Genomic DNA, 13,703 nt, shown 5'->3' on the forward strand with positions numbered 1-13,703 from the left:
GGTGTCTCAGCCAATATAGATGCTGAATGACACGCCGCCTTCGCGAGCAGGCTCGCTCCCACAGGGGATTTGTATTTTCAGGCGGCGATCAAATCGCCTGCGCGACGCGGTTCGGCAGGTTTCGCCACCTCACCAAACAACACCTTCTGCACCGCCTGCTGCGCTTCGAACGCCAGCGCCGCGCGCTCGCGGCCCTGACAGGCAATCGGCTTGAGCAGATGCACCTCGACATCGCCGCAGTCGTGGCTGAACAGGCGCATCAGGTGCGAGAGCAGGTCATCGTCGCCAATGAATGGCGCCAGTGTGTCGATTTCGCCGTCACGCAGATAACGAATCGCCACCGGTTGCAGCATCACTTCGGAATCGATCGCCGCCGACAGCAGGCGACCATGAAAGGTGCGCAGCGAACGGCCATCGGTGGTGGTGCCTTCGGGGAACATCAGCAGTGCATGTTCAGTTTGCAGATGGCGGGTCATCTGCTTGCGGATCAACTGACTGTCGCCCGACCCACGGCGGATGAACAGGCTGCCGGCTTTGGCTGCGAGCCAGCCGGCCACCGGCCAGGTGCGCACTTCGGCCTTGGACAGAAACGACAGCGGCGTGAGCATGCCCAGCAGCGGAATGTCGGTCCACGACACGTGATTGCTGACCCAAAGCATCGGCTGTTTCGGCAGCTCGCCATGCACGCTCACGCGAAACGGCAGGGCGTTGCTCAGCCGCGCCATGAAGAAGCGCGACCAGCGCTGACGCCGCTCCATCGAGTGCGCCAGACCAATGCGCTCGAACACGCCGAAGACGCTGGCCATGGTCAGCCCCAGCGTCACCACCAGCAGCACTCGCGCGATTCGCGCGTACACCCGCAACCGGCTCATCACACCGCCGCCTTGAAGTGTTTGGCGTAGCGCGGGCAGAGTTCGTCGCGCTTGAGCAGGATGAACACGTCGGCGACCTGGAAGTCTTCGTCCCAGCACGGCTCGCCGCAGATCTTCGCCCCGAGGCGCATGTAGGCCTTGAGCAGCGGCGGCATTTCGGCGATGACGTTGGACGGGATATCCAGCGTCGGCAGCGGATTTTTCGGCTCGGCGCGCAAGTGTTCGGTGCACAGATAACGTTCGCGCAGACGCTGCATGATCGCGTGGGCCTGAATGCCGCCGTCCTGCATCGGGATGCTCGCGCAACCCATCAGGTAGCTGTAGCCGCCCTGATTGAGCACTTCGGCCAATTCGCCCCAGAGCACGGCGATGGTGCCGCCGTTGCGGTATGCCGGATCGACGCAGGTGCGGCCGATTTCCAGGATCGGGCCTTGCAGATGGGCGAGGCCGTGCAGGCTGAATTCTTCTTCGCTGTAGAACTTGCCGAGGCTGCTGGCGGCAGTGTGATCGAGCAGACGCGTGGTCGCCACCAGGCGCCCGGTGTTCAGATCACGCACGCCGATGTGGCTGCAGTGAACATCATAATCATCCATGTCCAGACCCAGTTCGGCGCCTTTCAGTTTGGCGTTGAACTCGCCGCTGAAGACGGCGAAGCGCAGGGCCTGGGCTTGCTGCAAGGCTTCGGCGCCGATCAGGCGTTCGGCTTGCAGGCGGCGTTCATTGCCGGTGTCGCTGATGCGGGCGATTTGCGTCATGTGAATCTCCGTACGGGCCTTTAACCCGTCGTGGGTTGCAGCCGATCGACTTTCTTTATGCAGCCGTGTTGTGCAAAGTCAGGCTATGTAGCCCCGGTGTCATCGCCATGAACGTTCGGTGATGCTTATATGACAGCCCACGAGGAGGCGCCCATGCCCTGGACAGATCTGCTGCACCGCCGTGAACGCTTGCCCGCCGCAGCTGATCTGGCCGAGGGCTTTGCAACGTTGTTGCAGACGCTGGGCAACGTCACGCCGTTCGAATTGGCGGTGGCCGGCGGGCGGCGGATGGCGACGCCGGGGCTGGCGTTTCTGGTGGGTTATCAGGCGGCGCTGCGCATGTTGTGGCCGAGCGCGCCGCTGAGCCTCGGCGCCTTGTGCGCTACCGAACAACGCAGCCTGCGTCCGGCCGATATGCAAACGCGGCTGAAAGATTTGCGCCTGAGCGGGCGCAAGGATTTCGTCACCGCCGGCGACGCGGCGGATTGGCTGCTGGTGGCTGCGCGCAGTGAGGAGCCTGGCGAACCACCGCGCCTGAGTCTGGCGGTGGTGTATCCCGGCGAGCCCGGCGTGAAGGTGGAAAAACTGCCGGCGTTGCCGTTGATGCCGGACATCAGCCACGGTCGCCTGTACCTCGACGGCGCCCTGTGCGAATTGCTCGCCGGCGACGGCTGGGACGCCTACGTCAAACCGTTTCGCACCCTTGAAGATGTCTACGTGCTCAGCGCCATGACCGCGTGGTTGTACGGCGTCGGCCAGGACAGCGACTGGCCGCAGGCCCTGCAATTGCGTTTGCTGGCGCTGCTGGCCGGGTGCGCCGAGGCCAGCCGGCAAGCGCCGAACAATCCGCCCGGGCATGTGCTGCTGGGCGGGTTGTTTGCGCAGTTTGAATCATTCAAGACCGAGGTAGATCAGGCGTTGGTGCAGGGTGATCCTGCGTGGGCGGCGATGTGGCAGCGTGATCAAGGCGTGATGCAATTGGCTGCAGGGGCGAGGGCGAAGCGGTTGGCCAAGGCTTTGGCGGTGACCTGAGCGGCCCCTTCGCGAGCAGGCTCGCTCCCACAGGGACGGTATTCTTCAATTGAAATGCGATCAACTGTGGGAGCGAGCCTGCTCGCGAAGGCGGCCTCAAAATCACCATACATCTGTCATAAACCCCGACTAGTCTCGACAGGTTCATTCCCTGAGCGCCCACCATGTTCAAAGGCCTGTCCCTGTTCCTGCTGCTGATCAGCCTCACCGTCCGCGCCGAACAGTGGCCCGGCGAGCAATGGCCCATTGCACCGCAGATCACCGGCCCGGCCGTCGAGGCGCTGGAACACTACGCCTTCGCGCCCCGCAACGACACCACCCGCGACGGCATCCGCACCGACGCCTTGCTGATCATCCATGACGGCCAGATTCTCTACGAACGCTACGCCGCTCCGACCACTGCACAGACACCGCATCTGACCTGGTCAATCAGCAAAAGTCTGCTGGCAACCGTTCTCGGTGTGGCCTACGGCGAAGGCCGGTTCAAACTCGATGATCCAGCGCTGAAGTTCTACCCGGCGCTGGAAAAACACCCGGCGATCACCCTCGGCCATCTGTTGAACTGGGCCTCCGGTCTCGATTGGCAGGAAGACTACGAATACGCCCCGATGAAATCTTCGGTGGTGGCAATGCTCTACACCCGCGGCCATCGCGACATGGCCGCGTTCACCGCCGCACACGACAGTTATGCCGCAGCGGGTCAGGCTTTCCGTTATTCCAGCGGTGACAGCAATCTGCTCGCCGTCGCCCTGAAAACCATGGTCGGCCCAGCACGTTACGCCGACTATCCGTGGACAGCATTGTTCGAGCCGTTGGGCATTCGCCACGCCGTGTGGGAAAGCGATGCCAGCGGCACATTTGTCGCCTCGTCCTATGCCTATCTCACCGCGCGGGATCTGGCGCGGGTCGGTCTGCTGATGGCGCGCGGCGGGCGCTGGAACGATCGGCAGTTGCTGCCCGAGGATTGGCTCGCGTTCAACCTCACACCGTTTGCCGGCTACAAGGCGCATCAGGACGAAGCCGTACCCGGTGGCCATTGGTGGCTCAATCGTCCTGTCGACGGCGCCACATCACCATGGCCCGACGCCCCACCCGACACCTTCGCCGCCCTCGGCCACTGGGGCCAGGCGCTGTACGTGATGCCTAGCGAGAAACTGGTGATCGTGCGTTACGGCGATGATCGTGATGGCAGCTACCAGCACAACGAATTGCTCAAACGCGTGTTGCAGGCGGTGCGGCCATGAAGCGCTTTCTATTGTTGCTGTTGGTCGTGCTGCTCGGTTGGGGTTGGTATGAACGGGAAAACCTCTGGGCTTTCCCGGACATCATCAGCGCCTACACCGCCAAGGAATATTGCTCGTGTCGTTATGTGATGAACAACGATGCTGGGTATTGCCGTGGCTATGTGAAGCAATGGCTGCCAACCAGCCGTTTTACCGATGACGCTTCGAGCAAAACCATCACCGTCAGCGGCTTGGGCCGCAGCCACAGCGCGCAGTGGCTGAGCGAACGCCAGGGCTGTCGCCTGAATCCCTGAATTATCTGGTCTCCCCTGTGGGAGCGAGCCTGCTCGCGAAATCGTCGCAAGCCGCAATACATGCTGTGCGGCGAGCATTGCATTCGCGAGCAGGCTCGCTCCCACAGGGCTTGCAATAACTTGGCGGGCGGTTAAGGTTCGTGCAGGTTTATCGCCCCCACGAGTGTTCAATGTTCAACCGCTCCCTCTATACAACCTTCGCCAGTCTGCTGTTGACCGCCGTTGCGCTGCCGGCCCAGGCCAATTGGTATCTGGACGGCGAGTCGTCGCGGCTGTCGTTCGTCAGCACCAAAAATGCCAGCGTTTCGGAAGTGCAGCGCTTTCTGGTGCTGCACGGCAAGGTCGATCCCAACGGTCGCGCCGAGGTCGAAGTCGAGCTCGAATCGATCAACAGCGGCATTCCCCTGCGCGATGAGCGCATGCGCAAGGAGCTGTTCCAGATCGAGCAGTTTCCCGCAGCCACCATCACTACCCAGATCGACCTGCGTCCGATCAACGATCTGGCCCCCGGCGCGCAGCTGGAGTTGCGCCTGCCGCTGACCGTCAGCCTGCACGGCAAGCAGCACGAATACCCGGCCGAGTTGCTCGCCACTCGTCTCGATGACCGGCGTTTTCAGGTGGTCACGCTGGAGCCGCTGGTGATCAATGCCGAGGATTTCGATCTGGCGCCTGGCCTGGAAAACCTGCGCAAACTCGCCGATCTGTCGGCGATCAGTCTGTCGGTGCCGGTGGGTGCGGTGCTGATTTTCACGGCGCGCTGACATGCGCGGTGCGGTGTTCCCTTGGCGTGACGGCAACCGTTTCGAACTGTTGATCGACGGCCCGCAGTTCTTTCCGCGCATGCTCGAGCACATCGCTGGAGCTACAGAACAGATCGAACTGGAGCTGTACCTGGTCGAGGCCGGCGCCTGCGCCGAAGCCATCGTCCAGGCGCTGGTCGCGGCGGCCGAGCGCGGAGTGCGCGTGCGTTGCCTGTTCGATGATTACGGCAGCCTCGCGTTCACGCTGCATCTGCGCCAGCGCCTGACCCAGGCCGGCGTCGAGCTGCGTTTCTACAATCGCCTGAGCTGGCGGCGCTGGGTCGGCAATTTCTATCGCGACCACCGTAAATTGCTGCTGGTCGACCAATGCCTGGCAGTGGTCGGCGGCACCGGCGTGACCGATGAATTCTGGACGCCGGGCCATGATGTCAGCGAGTGGCACGAAGTGATGGTCGAGATCAGCGGCCCGTTGGTGATCGATTGGCAATTGCTGTTTGATCGCCAGTGGATCGCCAACCGTTACCGCCGCGCCTGGCGCCCGGCCGCGCATTTCGGTTTGCCGCGCCTGCCCCGCGTACCGGACAAGGGCGAAGGCATGGGCCGCGTGGCGTATGCCGACGCCCGCCAGCACCGCGACATTTTGCAGTCGTTGTTCCGTGCGTTGAACAGCGGGCAAAAACGCATCTGGATGGCCACGCCGTACTTCCTGCCGACCTGGAAAATCCGCCGCTCCCTGCGCAAGGCTGCCGCGCGCGGCGTCGATGTGCGCTTGCTGCTGACCGGGCCGCGCACCGATCACCCGTCCGTGCGCTACGCCGGGCATCGCTACTACCCGCGCCTGCTCAAGGCCGGCGTGCAGATCTTCGAATACCAGCCGTGCTTCCTGCACCTGAAAATGGTTCTGGTCGACGAATGGGTAAGCATCGGTTCGTGCAACTTCGATCACTGGAATCTGCGTTTCAATCTGGAGGCGAATCTGGAAGCACTGGACCCGGCGTTGACGGCAGCGGTGGAGGCGAGTTTTGTGAAGGACTTCGGCTTGAGTCAGCTGGTGAGCCTGGAGGAATGGCAGCGCCGACCGTTGTGGCGGCGGGTCAAGCAGCGGGTGTGGGGCTGGGTGGATCGGTTGGTGGTGAATATTCTCGACCGTCGCGGATAACCACGATTTTGAATACACCCTGAATCCAATGTGGGAGCGAGCCTGCTCGCGAAAGCGGTGTGTCATTTGATCGTTCCCACGCTCCGCGTGGGAATGCCTCTAGGGACGCTCCGCGTCCAGTGACGCGGAGCGTCACGGGCTGCATTCCCACGCAGAGCGTGGGAACGATCAGTGCAGGGGGGCGGTGTGCTTGCTGTTACAGCAATTCAAAGCTCTGCTGCGTCACCGCCTGCGAATCCAGGCCGATCTGCACGTTGAACTTGCCAGGCTCGGCCGCGTATTTGAGCTGGGCGTTGTAGAACTTCAGGTCTTCCTCGGTAATGGTGAAGTGCACGACTTTCTGTTCGCCGGCCTTGAGCATGATCTTCTGGAAGTTCTTCAGTTCTTTCACCGGGCGGATCATCGAACCGGTGACGTCCTGGATGTACAACTGCACCACGGTTTCGCCGTCACGCTTGCCGGTGTTCTTGACCATGACGCTGGCGTCGAGCTTGCCGCTGGCGTTCAGGGTGGTCGATGACAGCGCCATATCGCTCAGGGCGAAGGTGGTGTAGCTCAGACCATAACCGAACGGAAACAGCGGGCCGGTGGTGTCATCGAAATACTGCGAGGTGTAGTTGCCCGGTTTGCCCGGGGTGAACGGCCGGCCGATGCTCAGGTGGTTGTAGTAGGTCGGGATCTGGCCCACGGAACGCGGGAAGGTCACCGGCAGTTTGCCCGACGGGTTGTAGTCGCCGAACAGCACGTCGGCGATGGCGTTGCCGCCCTCGGTGCCGCTGAACCAGGTTTCCAGAATCGCATCGGCCGACTGGTTCTCTTCGAGAATCGTCAGTGGGCGGCCGTTCATCAACACCAGCACCAACGGCTTGCCAGTGGCTTTCAGCGCGCGGATCAATTCGCGCTGGGTTTCCGGGATGTTCAGGTCAGTGCGACTCGAGGATTCGTGGGACATGCCACGGGACTCGCCCACTGCTGCAACGATCACGTCAGCATCCTTCGCCGCTTTCACCGCTTCGTCGATCAGCACGTTGGCCGGGCGCGGGTCATCGACCACTTCCGGAGCATCGAAGTTGAGGAAGTTCAGGTAGTCGAGGACCTTCTTGTCGCCCGTGATGTTGGCGCCACGGGCGTAGATCAGGTTGGCCTTGTCGCCGATCACCGAACTCATGCCATCGAACAGCGTGACCGATTGCGCCGGACGTCCGGCGGCGGCCCAGCTGCCCATCATGTCGATCGGCGCTTTCGCCAATGGGCCGACCAGCGCGATTTTCGCGTCTTTCTTCAGCGGCAGGGTTTCGTTCTGGTTTTTCAGCAGCACCAGACTGCGCCGCGCGACTTCGCGGGCCTCGGCGCGGTGCAGGCGACTCTCGGCGTAGGTATCGGCCGGGTCATCCTCGGCCTTGCCGATGCGCAGGTACGGGTCCTTGAACAGGCCCATGTCGTACTTGGCCGCGAGCACTTCGCGCACAGCATTGTCGATGTCTTTCTGTTCGATCTCGCCGGACTTGAGCAGCCCCGGCAGCTCTTTGCCGTAGAGGGTGTCGTTCATGCTCATGTCGATGCCGGCCTTGATCGCCAGCTTTGCCGCTTCGCGACCGTCGCGGGCGACGCCGTGCTTGATCAGTTCGAAGATCGCGCCGTGATCGCTGACCGCCAGGCCTTTGAAGCCCCAGTCCTTGCGCAGCAGGTCGTTCATCAGCCAGGTGTTGGCCGTGGCCGGAATGCCGTTGATCGAGTTCAACGCCACCATCACACCGCCAGCACCGGCATCGATCGCGGCGCGGTAGGGCGGCAGATAATCCTGGTACATCTTCACCGGGCTCATGTCGACGGTGTTGTAGTCGCGACCGCCCTCGACCGCGCCATACAGGGCGAAGTGCTTGACGCTGGCCATGATGCTGTCGGCGGCGCTTGGGGTCTCGCCCTGATAGGCCTTGACCATGACTTTGGCGATGCGCGAGGTCAGGTAAGTGTCTTCGCCGAAACCTTCGGAGCTGCGGCCCCAGCGCGGATCGCGGGAGATATCCACCATCGGCGCGAAGGTGATGTCGAGGCTGTCAGCGGCGGCTTCTTTAGCCGCAACGCGACCGGACTGGCCAATGGCGTCCATGTCCCAACTCGACGCAAGGGCCAGCGGAATCGGGAAAATCGTACGGTGACCGTGGATCACGTCGTACGCGAAAAACATCGGAATCTTCAGGCGACTGCGCATGGCCGCGTCCTGCATCGGACGGTTTTCCGCGCGGGTGATCGAGTTGAACGTGCCGCCGATGTTGCCGCCGGCAATTTCCTTGCGGATCAGCTCGCGGGGCATTTCCGGGCCGATGCTGATCAGGCGCAACTGGCCGATCTTCTCGTCGAGGGTCATTTGTTTCATCAGGTTGCTGATGAAAGCGTCCTTGTTTTCCAAAGGTACCGGGGTCGTGGCGGCCAGTACCTGATGACTGGCCAGGCTGACGAACAGACCCAGCAAACACAGCTTCTTCATGAATTTTTTCTCTAGAGCCCAAACGGTGATGCAACACCGGCCAGCCAAAATGTAGGGAGCGACTATTGTTGTTCGGGTGCCGGCGCAAAATCCTGAGCCGGAAAACCGCAGCCGACAGCGGCAACGTGAACGCGAAGGGCACTTTTTAGCCGATTAACCCGTCGCATGCCAGTGGCGGCGCCGATTATGCCCCAACCGCTGGCCGGGAATGCCCAGCGCTCGGTTTTTAAATCAAATGTGTCATGGAGCATCACTGCAATGAATATCAGCTCAACCTCCCGTTCACGGCTACAGATCGCCACGTTGCTGGTGTTCGCCACGCTGTTGACCGCGTGCGGCATCAACAATATCCCGACCCTCGACGAACAGGTCAAAGCCGCCTGGGGCCAGGTGCAGAACCAGTATCAGCGCCGCGCCGACCTGATCCCCAATCTGGTGGAAACCGTGAAGGGCTATGCCGCCCATGAGCAGGAAACCCTGACCGCCGTGATTGAAGCGCGGGCCAAGGCGACGTCGATTCAGGTTGATGCCAGCACCCTCGACAATCCCGAGAAGCTCAAGCAGTTCCAGCAGGCACAGGATCAACTGACCGGCGCATTGAGCCGTTTGATGGTGGTCTCCGAGCGCTACCCGGATCTGAAGGCCAACCAGAACTTCCTCGCCCTGCAATCGCAACTCGAAGGCACGGAAAACCGGATTGCCGTGGCGCGTCGCGATTTCATCCTGGCGGTGCAGAAGTACAACACCGAGATCCGCACCTTCCCCGGTCGCCTGTGGCACAGCGTGATGTACAGCGATCTGCCGATGCGCGAAACCTTCGAAGCCACCACGCCCGGCGCGGAGAAGGCCCCGGAAGTGAAATTCTGATTCGAGGTCGTCCATGCGTGTGTTGAAACTAAGCCTGGTGCTGATGCTCTGGCTGTTCGCCGTCAGCGCCCGGGCCGAATTGACCTTTCCGCCGCTGAGCGGGCGCGTGGTCGATCAGGCGCAGATGCTCGAGCCATCGATTCGCGCGCAACTGAGCCAGCAATTGCAGGCGCACGAACAGGCCACCGGCGAGCAATTGGTGGTGGTCACGCTGCCGGATCTGCAGGGCACCACCATCGAGGATTTCGGCGTTCAGCTCGGTCGGCACTGGGGCATCGGTCAGAAAGACAAAAACAACGGCGCCTTGCTGATCGTCGCCCGTGACGAGCGCAAACTGCGCATCGAAGTCGGCTATGGCCTGGAGGATCGCCTGACCGATGCGCAGTCGTCGGTGATCATTCATCAGGTCATCACGCCGGCGTTCAAGGCCGGCAATTTCAGCAAAGGCATCAGCGATGGCGTTGCGGCGATGCTGGTGGTGCTCGGTGGCAATCCGCTGGACGAACCGTCGACCGTGTACGAATCCAGCGGCGACCCGGCGGATGATTTCATCTCGCGGCACCCGGCGCTGTTCATGTTCCTGGTGATGTTGTTCATCCTGACGGTGTTTGTCTGCCAGATGCTCGGTATCCTGCCTGCCGGCCGGGGCGGCTCCGGAGGAGGGGGCGGCTTTGGCGGTGGCGGCGGATTCGGCGGCGGTGGCGGTGGCGGCTTCAGCGGTGGCGGGGGGAGTTTCGGCGGCGGCGGTTCGTCCGGCGGCTGGTGAGATCAAAAGAATAATGAGCAGGCACTTTTCGACATGGCATTACTGACTGAACACGAACAACGCAAAGTCGCCGAGGCCATCGCCCGGGTCGAGCGCGACACCGACGCCGAACTGGTCACGGTGCTCGCTGCCCGTGCCGACGATTACGCATACATCCCGCTGCTCTGGGCCAGCCTGCTGGCGCTGGTGTTGCCGGGCATCGTCCACTACCTCACGGGCTGGCTGACCCTGCGCAGCCTGCTGTTGGTGCAATGGGGCATGTTCATTGTCCTCTGCCTGTTGTTCCGTCTGCCGAAAATCACCACTCATCTGGTGCCGCGCCGCGTGCGCCACTGGCGCGCCTCCAACCTGGCGCGCCGGCAGTTTCTCGAACAGAACCTGCACCACACCGTGGGCAGCACCGGCATGCTGATTTTTGTCTGCGAGGCTGAGCGCTATGTGGAGATTCTGGTGGACGAGGGAATTTCCAAACGGCTGGACAACAGCAACTGGGACGCGATTGTCGCGGCGTTTACCGAACAGGTCAGGCAGGGGCGCACGCTGGAAGGGTTTGTCACGTGCGTGGAGGCGTGTGGCGAGTTGTTGAAGGTGCATGTGCCGGTGACGCAGGTGCGGAACGAGTTGCCGAATCGGTTGGTGGTGTTGGGCTGACGCAGTCGCGCATATTTGGCCTCTGTGGCGAGGGGATTTATCCCCGATCGGCTGCGTAGCAGTCGCAACACCTGCGCGCGTGGTTTGACGGGCCGAACACAGAGGGCCGCTTCGCGCGCCATCGGGGATAAATCCCCTCGCCACAAAGGTCGTTGTCATGGATTTTGCCGTTGGGTAAATAAGAGGGTGTCCCCAACCCCCATCCCCCCTAAAATACCCGCCATTCCCGATTCCGCCCGTCCGAGGCCGTTTGTCCATGTCCGTTTCCGCTGCTTCCGCGCCGTCCGCCAAACCGGCCGCCGATCACCACGCCCAGTTCATCGAGCTGCTGCGAGCCAGCCTCGACGACAGCGGTTTTATCAAATTGGTGTTGGCCAAATACGTCGGTGAAGAGGCGGATCTGCAACGGGTCATCATCAAACCGGTGACGGTCAAGGCGCAGCCGTGTCTGTCTTTCGTTTATCGCTACAAGACCCGCGACATCACCAAGAACCTGCCGCTGAGCGAAGGCGTGGCGCTGATCGCCGGGCTGCTGCCGACCTCGTTCAAAAATGCTCATTTACTGGCGCTGACCGACGAAGCGCAGCTGGAATACAGCAAAAAGGGCAAGAGTTCGCTGTTCAAGAGCAAACCTCAGCAATTGCGTGAAGCGCCGTCCGCCGAGCACAACCGCGAGAAAAACCGCTTTCTTGAGTTGAGCCGCCCGTTCCTCAAGGACTTGGGCGTGACCAATGCGCAACACGAGCTGATCCCGGCGATGTCGCGCAAGTGGAAGCAGATCAACAAGTTCATCGAAGTGTTCAGCCATGCCCTGACCTCGTCGCCGCTGGCGCTGGACAAACCGGTGCGGGTCGCCGATTTCGGTTCAGGCAAGGGCTACCTGACGTTCGCCATTCACGACTACCTGCGCAACACGCTCAAGGCCGAGGGCGAAGTCACCGGCGTCGAGCTGCGCGAAGAAATGGTCAACCTGTGCAACGCCGCAGCGGCGAAGCTCGAGCATCCGGGGCTGGTGTTCAAGTGCGGTGACGTGCGCACGGTGGCGCCCAGCGAACTGGACGTGATGATCGCCCTGCATGCGTGCGACATCGCTACCGATTACGCGATCCACACCGGCATCCGCTCGGGTGCGTCGATCATCATGTGCTCACCGTGCTGTCACAAACAGATCCGCCTGCAGATCCAGAGCCCGGCGCTGCTCAAGCCGATGCTGCAATACGGCTTGCACCTCGGCCAGCAGGCGGAAATGGTCACCGACAGCTTGCGTGCACTGTTCCTCGAAGCCTGTGGTTACGAGACCAAAGTCTTCGAGTTCATCTCGCTGGAACACACCAACAAGAACAAGATGATTCTCGCGGTGAAACGCGCCGAGCCGGTTAATCCAGCGCAATTGTTGGCAAAGATCGAAGAGCTGAAAGCGTTCTATCACATCAGCGAACACTGCCTGGAAACCCTGCTGCGCGCTGACGGCTATATGCCTTAACAGGCAGCTGCAAGCTTCAAGCGGCAAGCTGCAAGCTGCAAGTTGAAGCATGACGCTGGTGTGCCTGATATGGGTGATCTTGTTTGTTCTTGAAGCTTGAAGCTTGCAGCTCAATTTAGGTCTACCTTGAATACTCCCCAGACCTTTCCCCGAGGAGTTTTCCCATGGCCGCGAAAAAGATCCTGATGCTGGTCGGCGATTACGTCGAAGACTACGAAGTGATGGTGCCGTTCCAGGCCCTGCAGATGGTCGGCCACACGGTGCACGCCGTGTGCCCGGACAAGTCCGCCGGCAGCACCGTGCGCACGGCGATTCATGATTTTGAAGGTGATCAGACCTACAGCGAAAAACCCGGTCACCTGTTCGCGCTCAATTTCGACTTCGCCAAGGCCCGCGAAACTGATTACGACGCGCTGCTGATTCCCGGCGGTCGCGCTCCGGAGTACCTGCGGCTGAACGACAAAGTCCTCGAACTGGTGCGCGCCTTCGATACCGCCGGCAAGCCCATTGCCGCGGTCTGCCATGGCGCGCAACTGCTCGCGGCGGCGGGTGTGCTCGAGGGGCGTGAGTGCAGCGCGTATCCGGCCTGCGCCCCGGAAGTGCGTCTGGCCGGTGGTACCTATATCGACATTCCGGTGACCGACGGCCATGTTCAGGGAAATTTCGCCACCGCTCCGGCGTGGCCGGCGCATCCGCAATGGCTGGCCGGTTTCCTCGGTCTGCTCGGTACGAAAATCACCTTGTAGTCGAGGCAAGCGACAGATCGCAGGTGCTGGTCTTTACTCTGAAGCGCGAGATCTCTCAATCGCCCCCAGGAGAAACAGACATGTCCGGATGGTACGAAGTGAGCAAAAGCAGCAACGGCCAATTCAGGTTCGTGTTGAAAGCGGCGAACGCCGAAACGATTCTGACCAGCGAACTCTACAGCACCCGCGCCGGCGCCGACGGCGGGATTGCCTCGGTGCAGGCCAACAGCCCGCTGGACGAACGTTACGAGAAAAAATCGACGAAGGACGGCCACCCGTACTTCAACCTGAAGGCGGCCAATCACCAGATCATCGGCAGCAGCGAGTCGTATTCATCGGACGGCGCGTGTGACAAGGGCATTGCCAGCGTGAAGGCCAACGGCCCGACCAAAGTCATCAAGGACAAGACCCAGCCGGTGCTCTGAAATCCGACATCAACCTGTGGGAGTGAGCCTGCTCGCGAAAGCGGTGTTCCAGTCACCTTTTGGGTTGGCTGATATGCCGTCTTCGCGAGCGGGCTCGCTCCCACAGGTGACCGCATTCCATTGTGGGAGCGAGCCTGCTCGCGAAGGCGTCAGCCCGGCCA

The 13,703-nt window shown here is 61.7% G+C and carries 14 protein-coding genes; 11 read left to right on the forward strand and 3 right to left on the reverse strand.

Annotated features, from left to right (window positions below; all coding sequences use genetic code 11):
* Window positions 1-77: 77 nt before the first annotated feature.
* Together ACZ9BE_RS03950 and olsB are read right to left on the reverse strand one after the other, a co-directional pair.
* The gene (locus tag ACZ9BE_RS03950) at window positions 78-872 is read right to left on the reverse strand and encodes a lysophospholipid acyltransferase family protein (RefSeq protein ID WP_122691696.1); all 795 of its coding nucleotides are present in this window, start codon (window positions 870-872) and stop codon (window positions 78-80) included.
* The gene (olsB, locus tag ACZ9BE_RS03955) at window positions 872-1,627 is read right to left on the reverse strand and encodes an L-ornithine N(alpha)-acyltransferase (protein WP_016771324.1); all 756 of its coding nucleotides are present in this window, start codon (window positions 1,625-1,627) and stop codon (window positions 872-874) included. Before olsB ends, ACZ9BE_RS03950 begins: the two co-directional genes overlap by 1 nt.
* Before the next feature lie 153 nt (window positions 1,628-1,780).
* On the opposite strand from olsB, the gene ACZ9BE_RS03960 reads away from it, so the two are divergent.
* The 5 genes from ACZ9BE_RS03960 to ACZ9BE_RS03980 all read left to right on the forward strand — a co-directional run bounded on the left by ACZ9BE_RS03960 (window position 1,781) and on the right by ACZ9BE_RS03980 (window position 6,116).
* Window positions 1,781-2,659 carry an acyl-CoA dehydrogenase middle domain-containing protein gene (locus ACZ9BE_RS03960; RefSeq protein WP_476248924.1) on the forward strand — a complete coding sequence of 293 codons (879 nt, stop codon included), beginning with the start codon at window positions 1,781-1,783 and terminating at the stop codon, window positions 2,657-2,659.
* Window positions 2,660-2,823: 164 nt separating this feature from the next.
* The gene (locus ACZ9BE_RS03965; protein ID WP_476248925.1) at window positions 2,824-3,903 is read left to right on the forward strand and encodes a serine hydrolase domain-containing protein; all 1,080 of its coding nucleotides are present in this window, start codon (window positions 2,824-2,826) and stop codon (window positions 3,901-3,903) included.
* The gene (locus ACZ9BE_RS03970; protein WP_236167999.1) at window positions 3,900-4,196 is read left to right on the forward strand and encodes an amidase; all 297 of its coding nucleotides are present in this window, start codon (window positions 3,900-3,902) and stop codon (window positions 4,194-4,196) included. Before ACZ9BE_RS03965 ends, ACZ9BE_RS03970 begins: the two co-directional genes overlap by 4 nt.
* A gap of 170 nt (window positions 4,197-4,366) precedes the next feature.
* The gene (locus ACZ9BE_RS03975) at window positions 4,367-4,957 is read left to right on the forward strand and encodes a YceI family protein (protein WP_016771320.1); all 591 of its coding nucleotides are present in this window, start codon (window positions 4,367-4,369) and stop codon (window positions 4,955-4,957) included.
* Window position 4,958: 1 nt separating this feature from the next.
* On the forward strand, window positions 4,959-6,116 hold the full coding sequence (locus ACZ9BE_RS03980) for a phospholipase D-like domain-containing protein (RefSeq protein ID WP_056783426.1): 1,158 nt from the start codon (window positions 4,959-4,961) through the stop codon (window positions 6,114-6,116).
* A 196-nt stretch (window positions 6,117-6,312) separates the two neighbouring features.
* On the opposite strand, the gene bglX is transcribed toward ACZ9BE_RS03980, so the two are convergent.
* Entirely contained in the window at window positions 6,313-8,604 is a 2,292-nt protein-coding gene (bglX, locus tag ACZ9BE_RS03985; RefSeq protein ID WP_151551982.1) for a beta-glucosidase BglX, read from the reverse strand.
* 258 nt (window positions 8,605-8,862) lie between these two features.
* Here bglX and ACZ9BE_RS03990 point away from each other — a divergent pair, with 258 nt between their 5' ends.
* The 6 genes from ACZ9BE_RS03990 (at window position 8,863) to ACZ9BE_RS04015 (ending at window position 13,542) form a co-directional block, all read left to right on the forward strand.
* Entirely contained in the window at window positions 8,863-9,471 is a 609-nt protein-coding gene (locus ACZ9BE_RS03990) for a LemA family protein (RefSeq protein WP_095180575.1), read from the forward strand.
* 13 nt (window positions 9,472-9,484) lie between these two features.
* Complete coding sequence (locus ACZ9BE_RS03995; protein WP_039762691.1) at window positions 9,485-10,237, forward strand: TPM domain-containing protein; 753 nt, start codon at window positions 9,485-9,487, stop codon at window positions 10,235-10,237.
* A gap of 33 nt (window positions 10,238-10,270) precedes the next feature.
* Complete coding sequence (locus ACZ9BE_RS04000; protein WP_016771315.1) at window positions 10,271-10,888, forward strand: TPM domain-containing protein; 618 nt, start codon at window positions 10,271-10,273, stop codon at window positions 10,886-10,888.
* Window positions 10,889-11,144: 256 nt separating this feature from the next.
* Window positions 11,145-12,371, forward strand: a complete 1,227-nt coding sequence (locus tag ACZ9BE_RS04005) for a class I SAM-dependent methyltransferase (RefSeq protein ID WP_476248926.1) — start codon at window positions 11,145-11,147, stop codon at window positions 12,369-12,371.
* A 164-nt stretch (window positions 12,372-12,535) separates the two neighbouring features.
* Window positions 12,536-13,117, forward strand: coding sequence for a DJ-1/PfpI family protein (locus ACZ9BE_RS04010; RefSeq protein ID WP_460142853.1), 582 nt, complete (start codon window positions 12,536-12,538; stop codon window positions 13,115-13,117).
* An 80-nt stretch (window positions 13,118-13,197) separates the two neighbouring features.
* Window positions 13,198-13,542: a YegP family protein gene (locus ACZ9BE_RS04015; RefSeq protein WP_056783446.1), complete on the forward strand. Its 345-nt coding sequence runs from the start codon at window positions 13,198-13,200 to the stop codon at window positions 13,540-13,542.
* Window positions 13,543-13,703: the final 161 nt, after the last annotated feature.

It is taken from the genome of Pseudomonas sp. TE9122, assembly GCF_056278925.1.

What these genes read in the sequence shown, in the direction of transcription:
- ACZ9BE_RS03950 (WP_122691696.1), bottom strand. Translation starts at nt 872, where the DNA reads ATGAGCCGGTTGCGGGTGTACGCGCGAATCGCGCGAGTGCTGCTGGTG.
- olsB (WP_016771324.1), bottom strand. Translation starts at nt 1,627, where the DNA reads ATGACGCAAATCGCCCGCATCAGCGACACCGGCAATGAACGCCGCCTG.
- ACZ9BE_RS03960 (WP_476248924.1), top strand. Translation starts at nt 1,781, where the DNA reads ATGCCCTGGACAGATCTGCTGCACCGCCGTGAACGCTTGCCCGCCGCA.
- ACZ9BE_RS03965 (WP_476248925.1), top strand. Translation starts at nt 2,824, where the DNA reads ATGTTCAAAGGCCTGTCCCTGTTCCTGCTGCTGATCAGCCTCACCGTC.
- ACZ9BE_RS03970 (WP_236167999.1), top strand. Translation starts at nt 3,900, where the DNA reads ATGAAGCGCTTTCTATTGTTGCTGTTGGTCGTGCTGCTCGGTTGGGGT.
- ACZ9BE_RS03975 (WP_016771320.1), top strand. Translation starts at nt 4,367, where the DNA reads ATGTTCAACCGCTCCCTCTATACAACCTTCGCCAGTCTGCTGTTGACC.
- ACZ9BE_RS03980 (WP_056783426.1), top strand. Translation starts at nt 4,959, where the DNA reads ATGCGCGGTGCGGTGTTCCCTTGGCGTGACGGCAACCGTTTCGAACTG.
- bglX (WP_151551982.1), bottom strand. Translation starts at nt 8,604, where the DNA reads ATGAAGAAGCTGTGTTTGCTGGGTCTGTTCGTCAGCCTGGCCAGTCAT.
- ACZ9BE_RS03990 (WP_095180575.1), top strand. Translation starts at nt 8,863, where the DNA reads ATGAATATCAGCTCAACCTCCCGTTCACGGCTACAGATCGCCACGTTG.
- ACZ9BE_RS03995 (WP_039762691.1), top strand. Translation starts at nt 9,485, where the DNA reads ATGCGTGTGTTGAAACTAAGCCTGGTGCTGATGCTCTGGCTGTTCGCC.
- ACZ9BE_RS04000 (WP_016771315.1), top strand. Translation starts at nt 10,271, where the DNA reads ATGGCATTACTGACTGAACACGAACAACGCAAAGTCGCCGAGGCCATC.
- ACZ9BE_RS04005 (WP_476248926.1), top strand. Translation starts at nt 11,145, where the DNA reads ATGTCCGTTTCCGCTGCTTCCGCGCCGTCCGCCAAACCGGCCGCCGAT.
- ACZ9BE_RS04010 (WP_460142853.1), top strand. Translation starts at nt 12,536, where the DNA reads ATGGCCGCGAAAAAGATCCTGATGCTGGTCGGCGATTACGTCGAAGAC.
- ACZ9BE_RS04015 (WP_056783446.1), top strand. Translation starts at nt 13,198, where the DNA reads ATGTCCGGATGGTACGAAGTGAGCAAAAGCAGCAACGGCCAATTCAGG.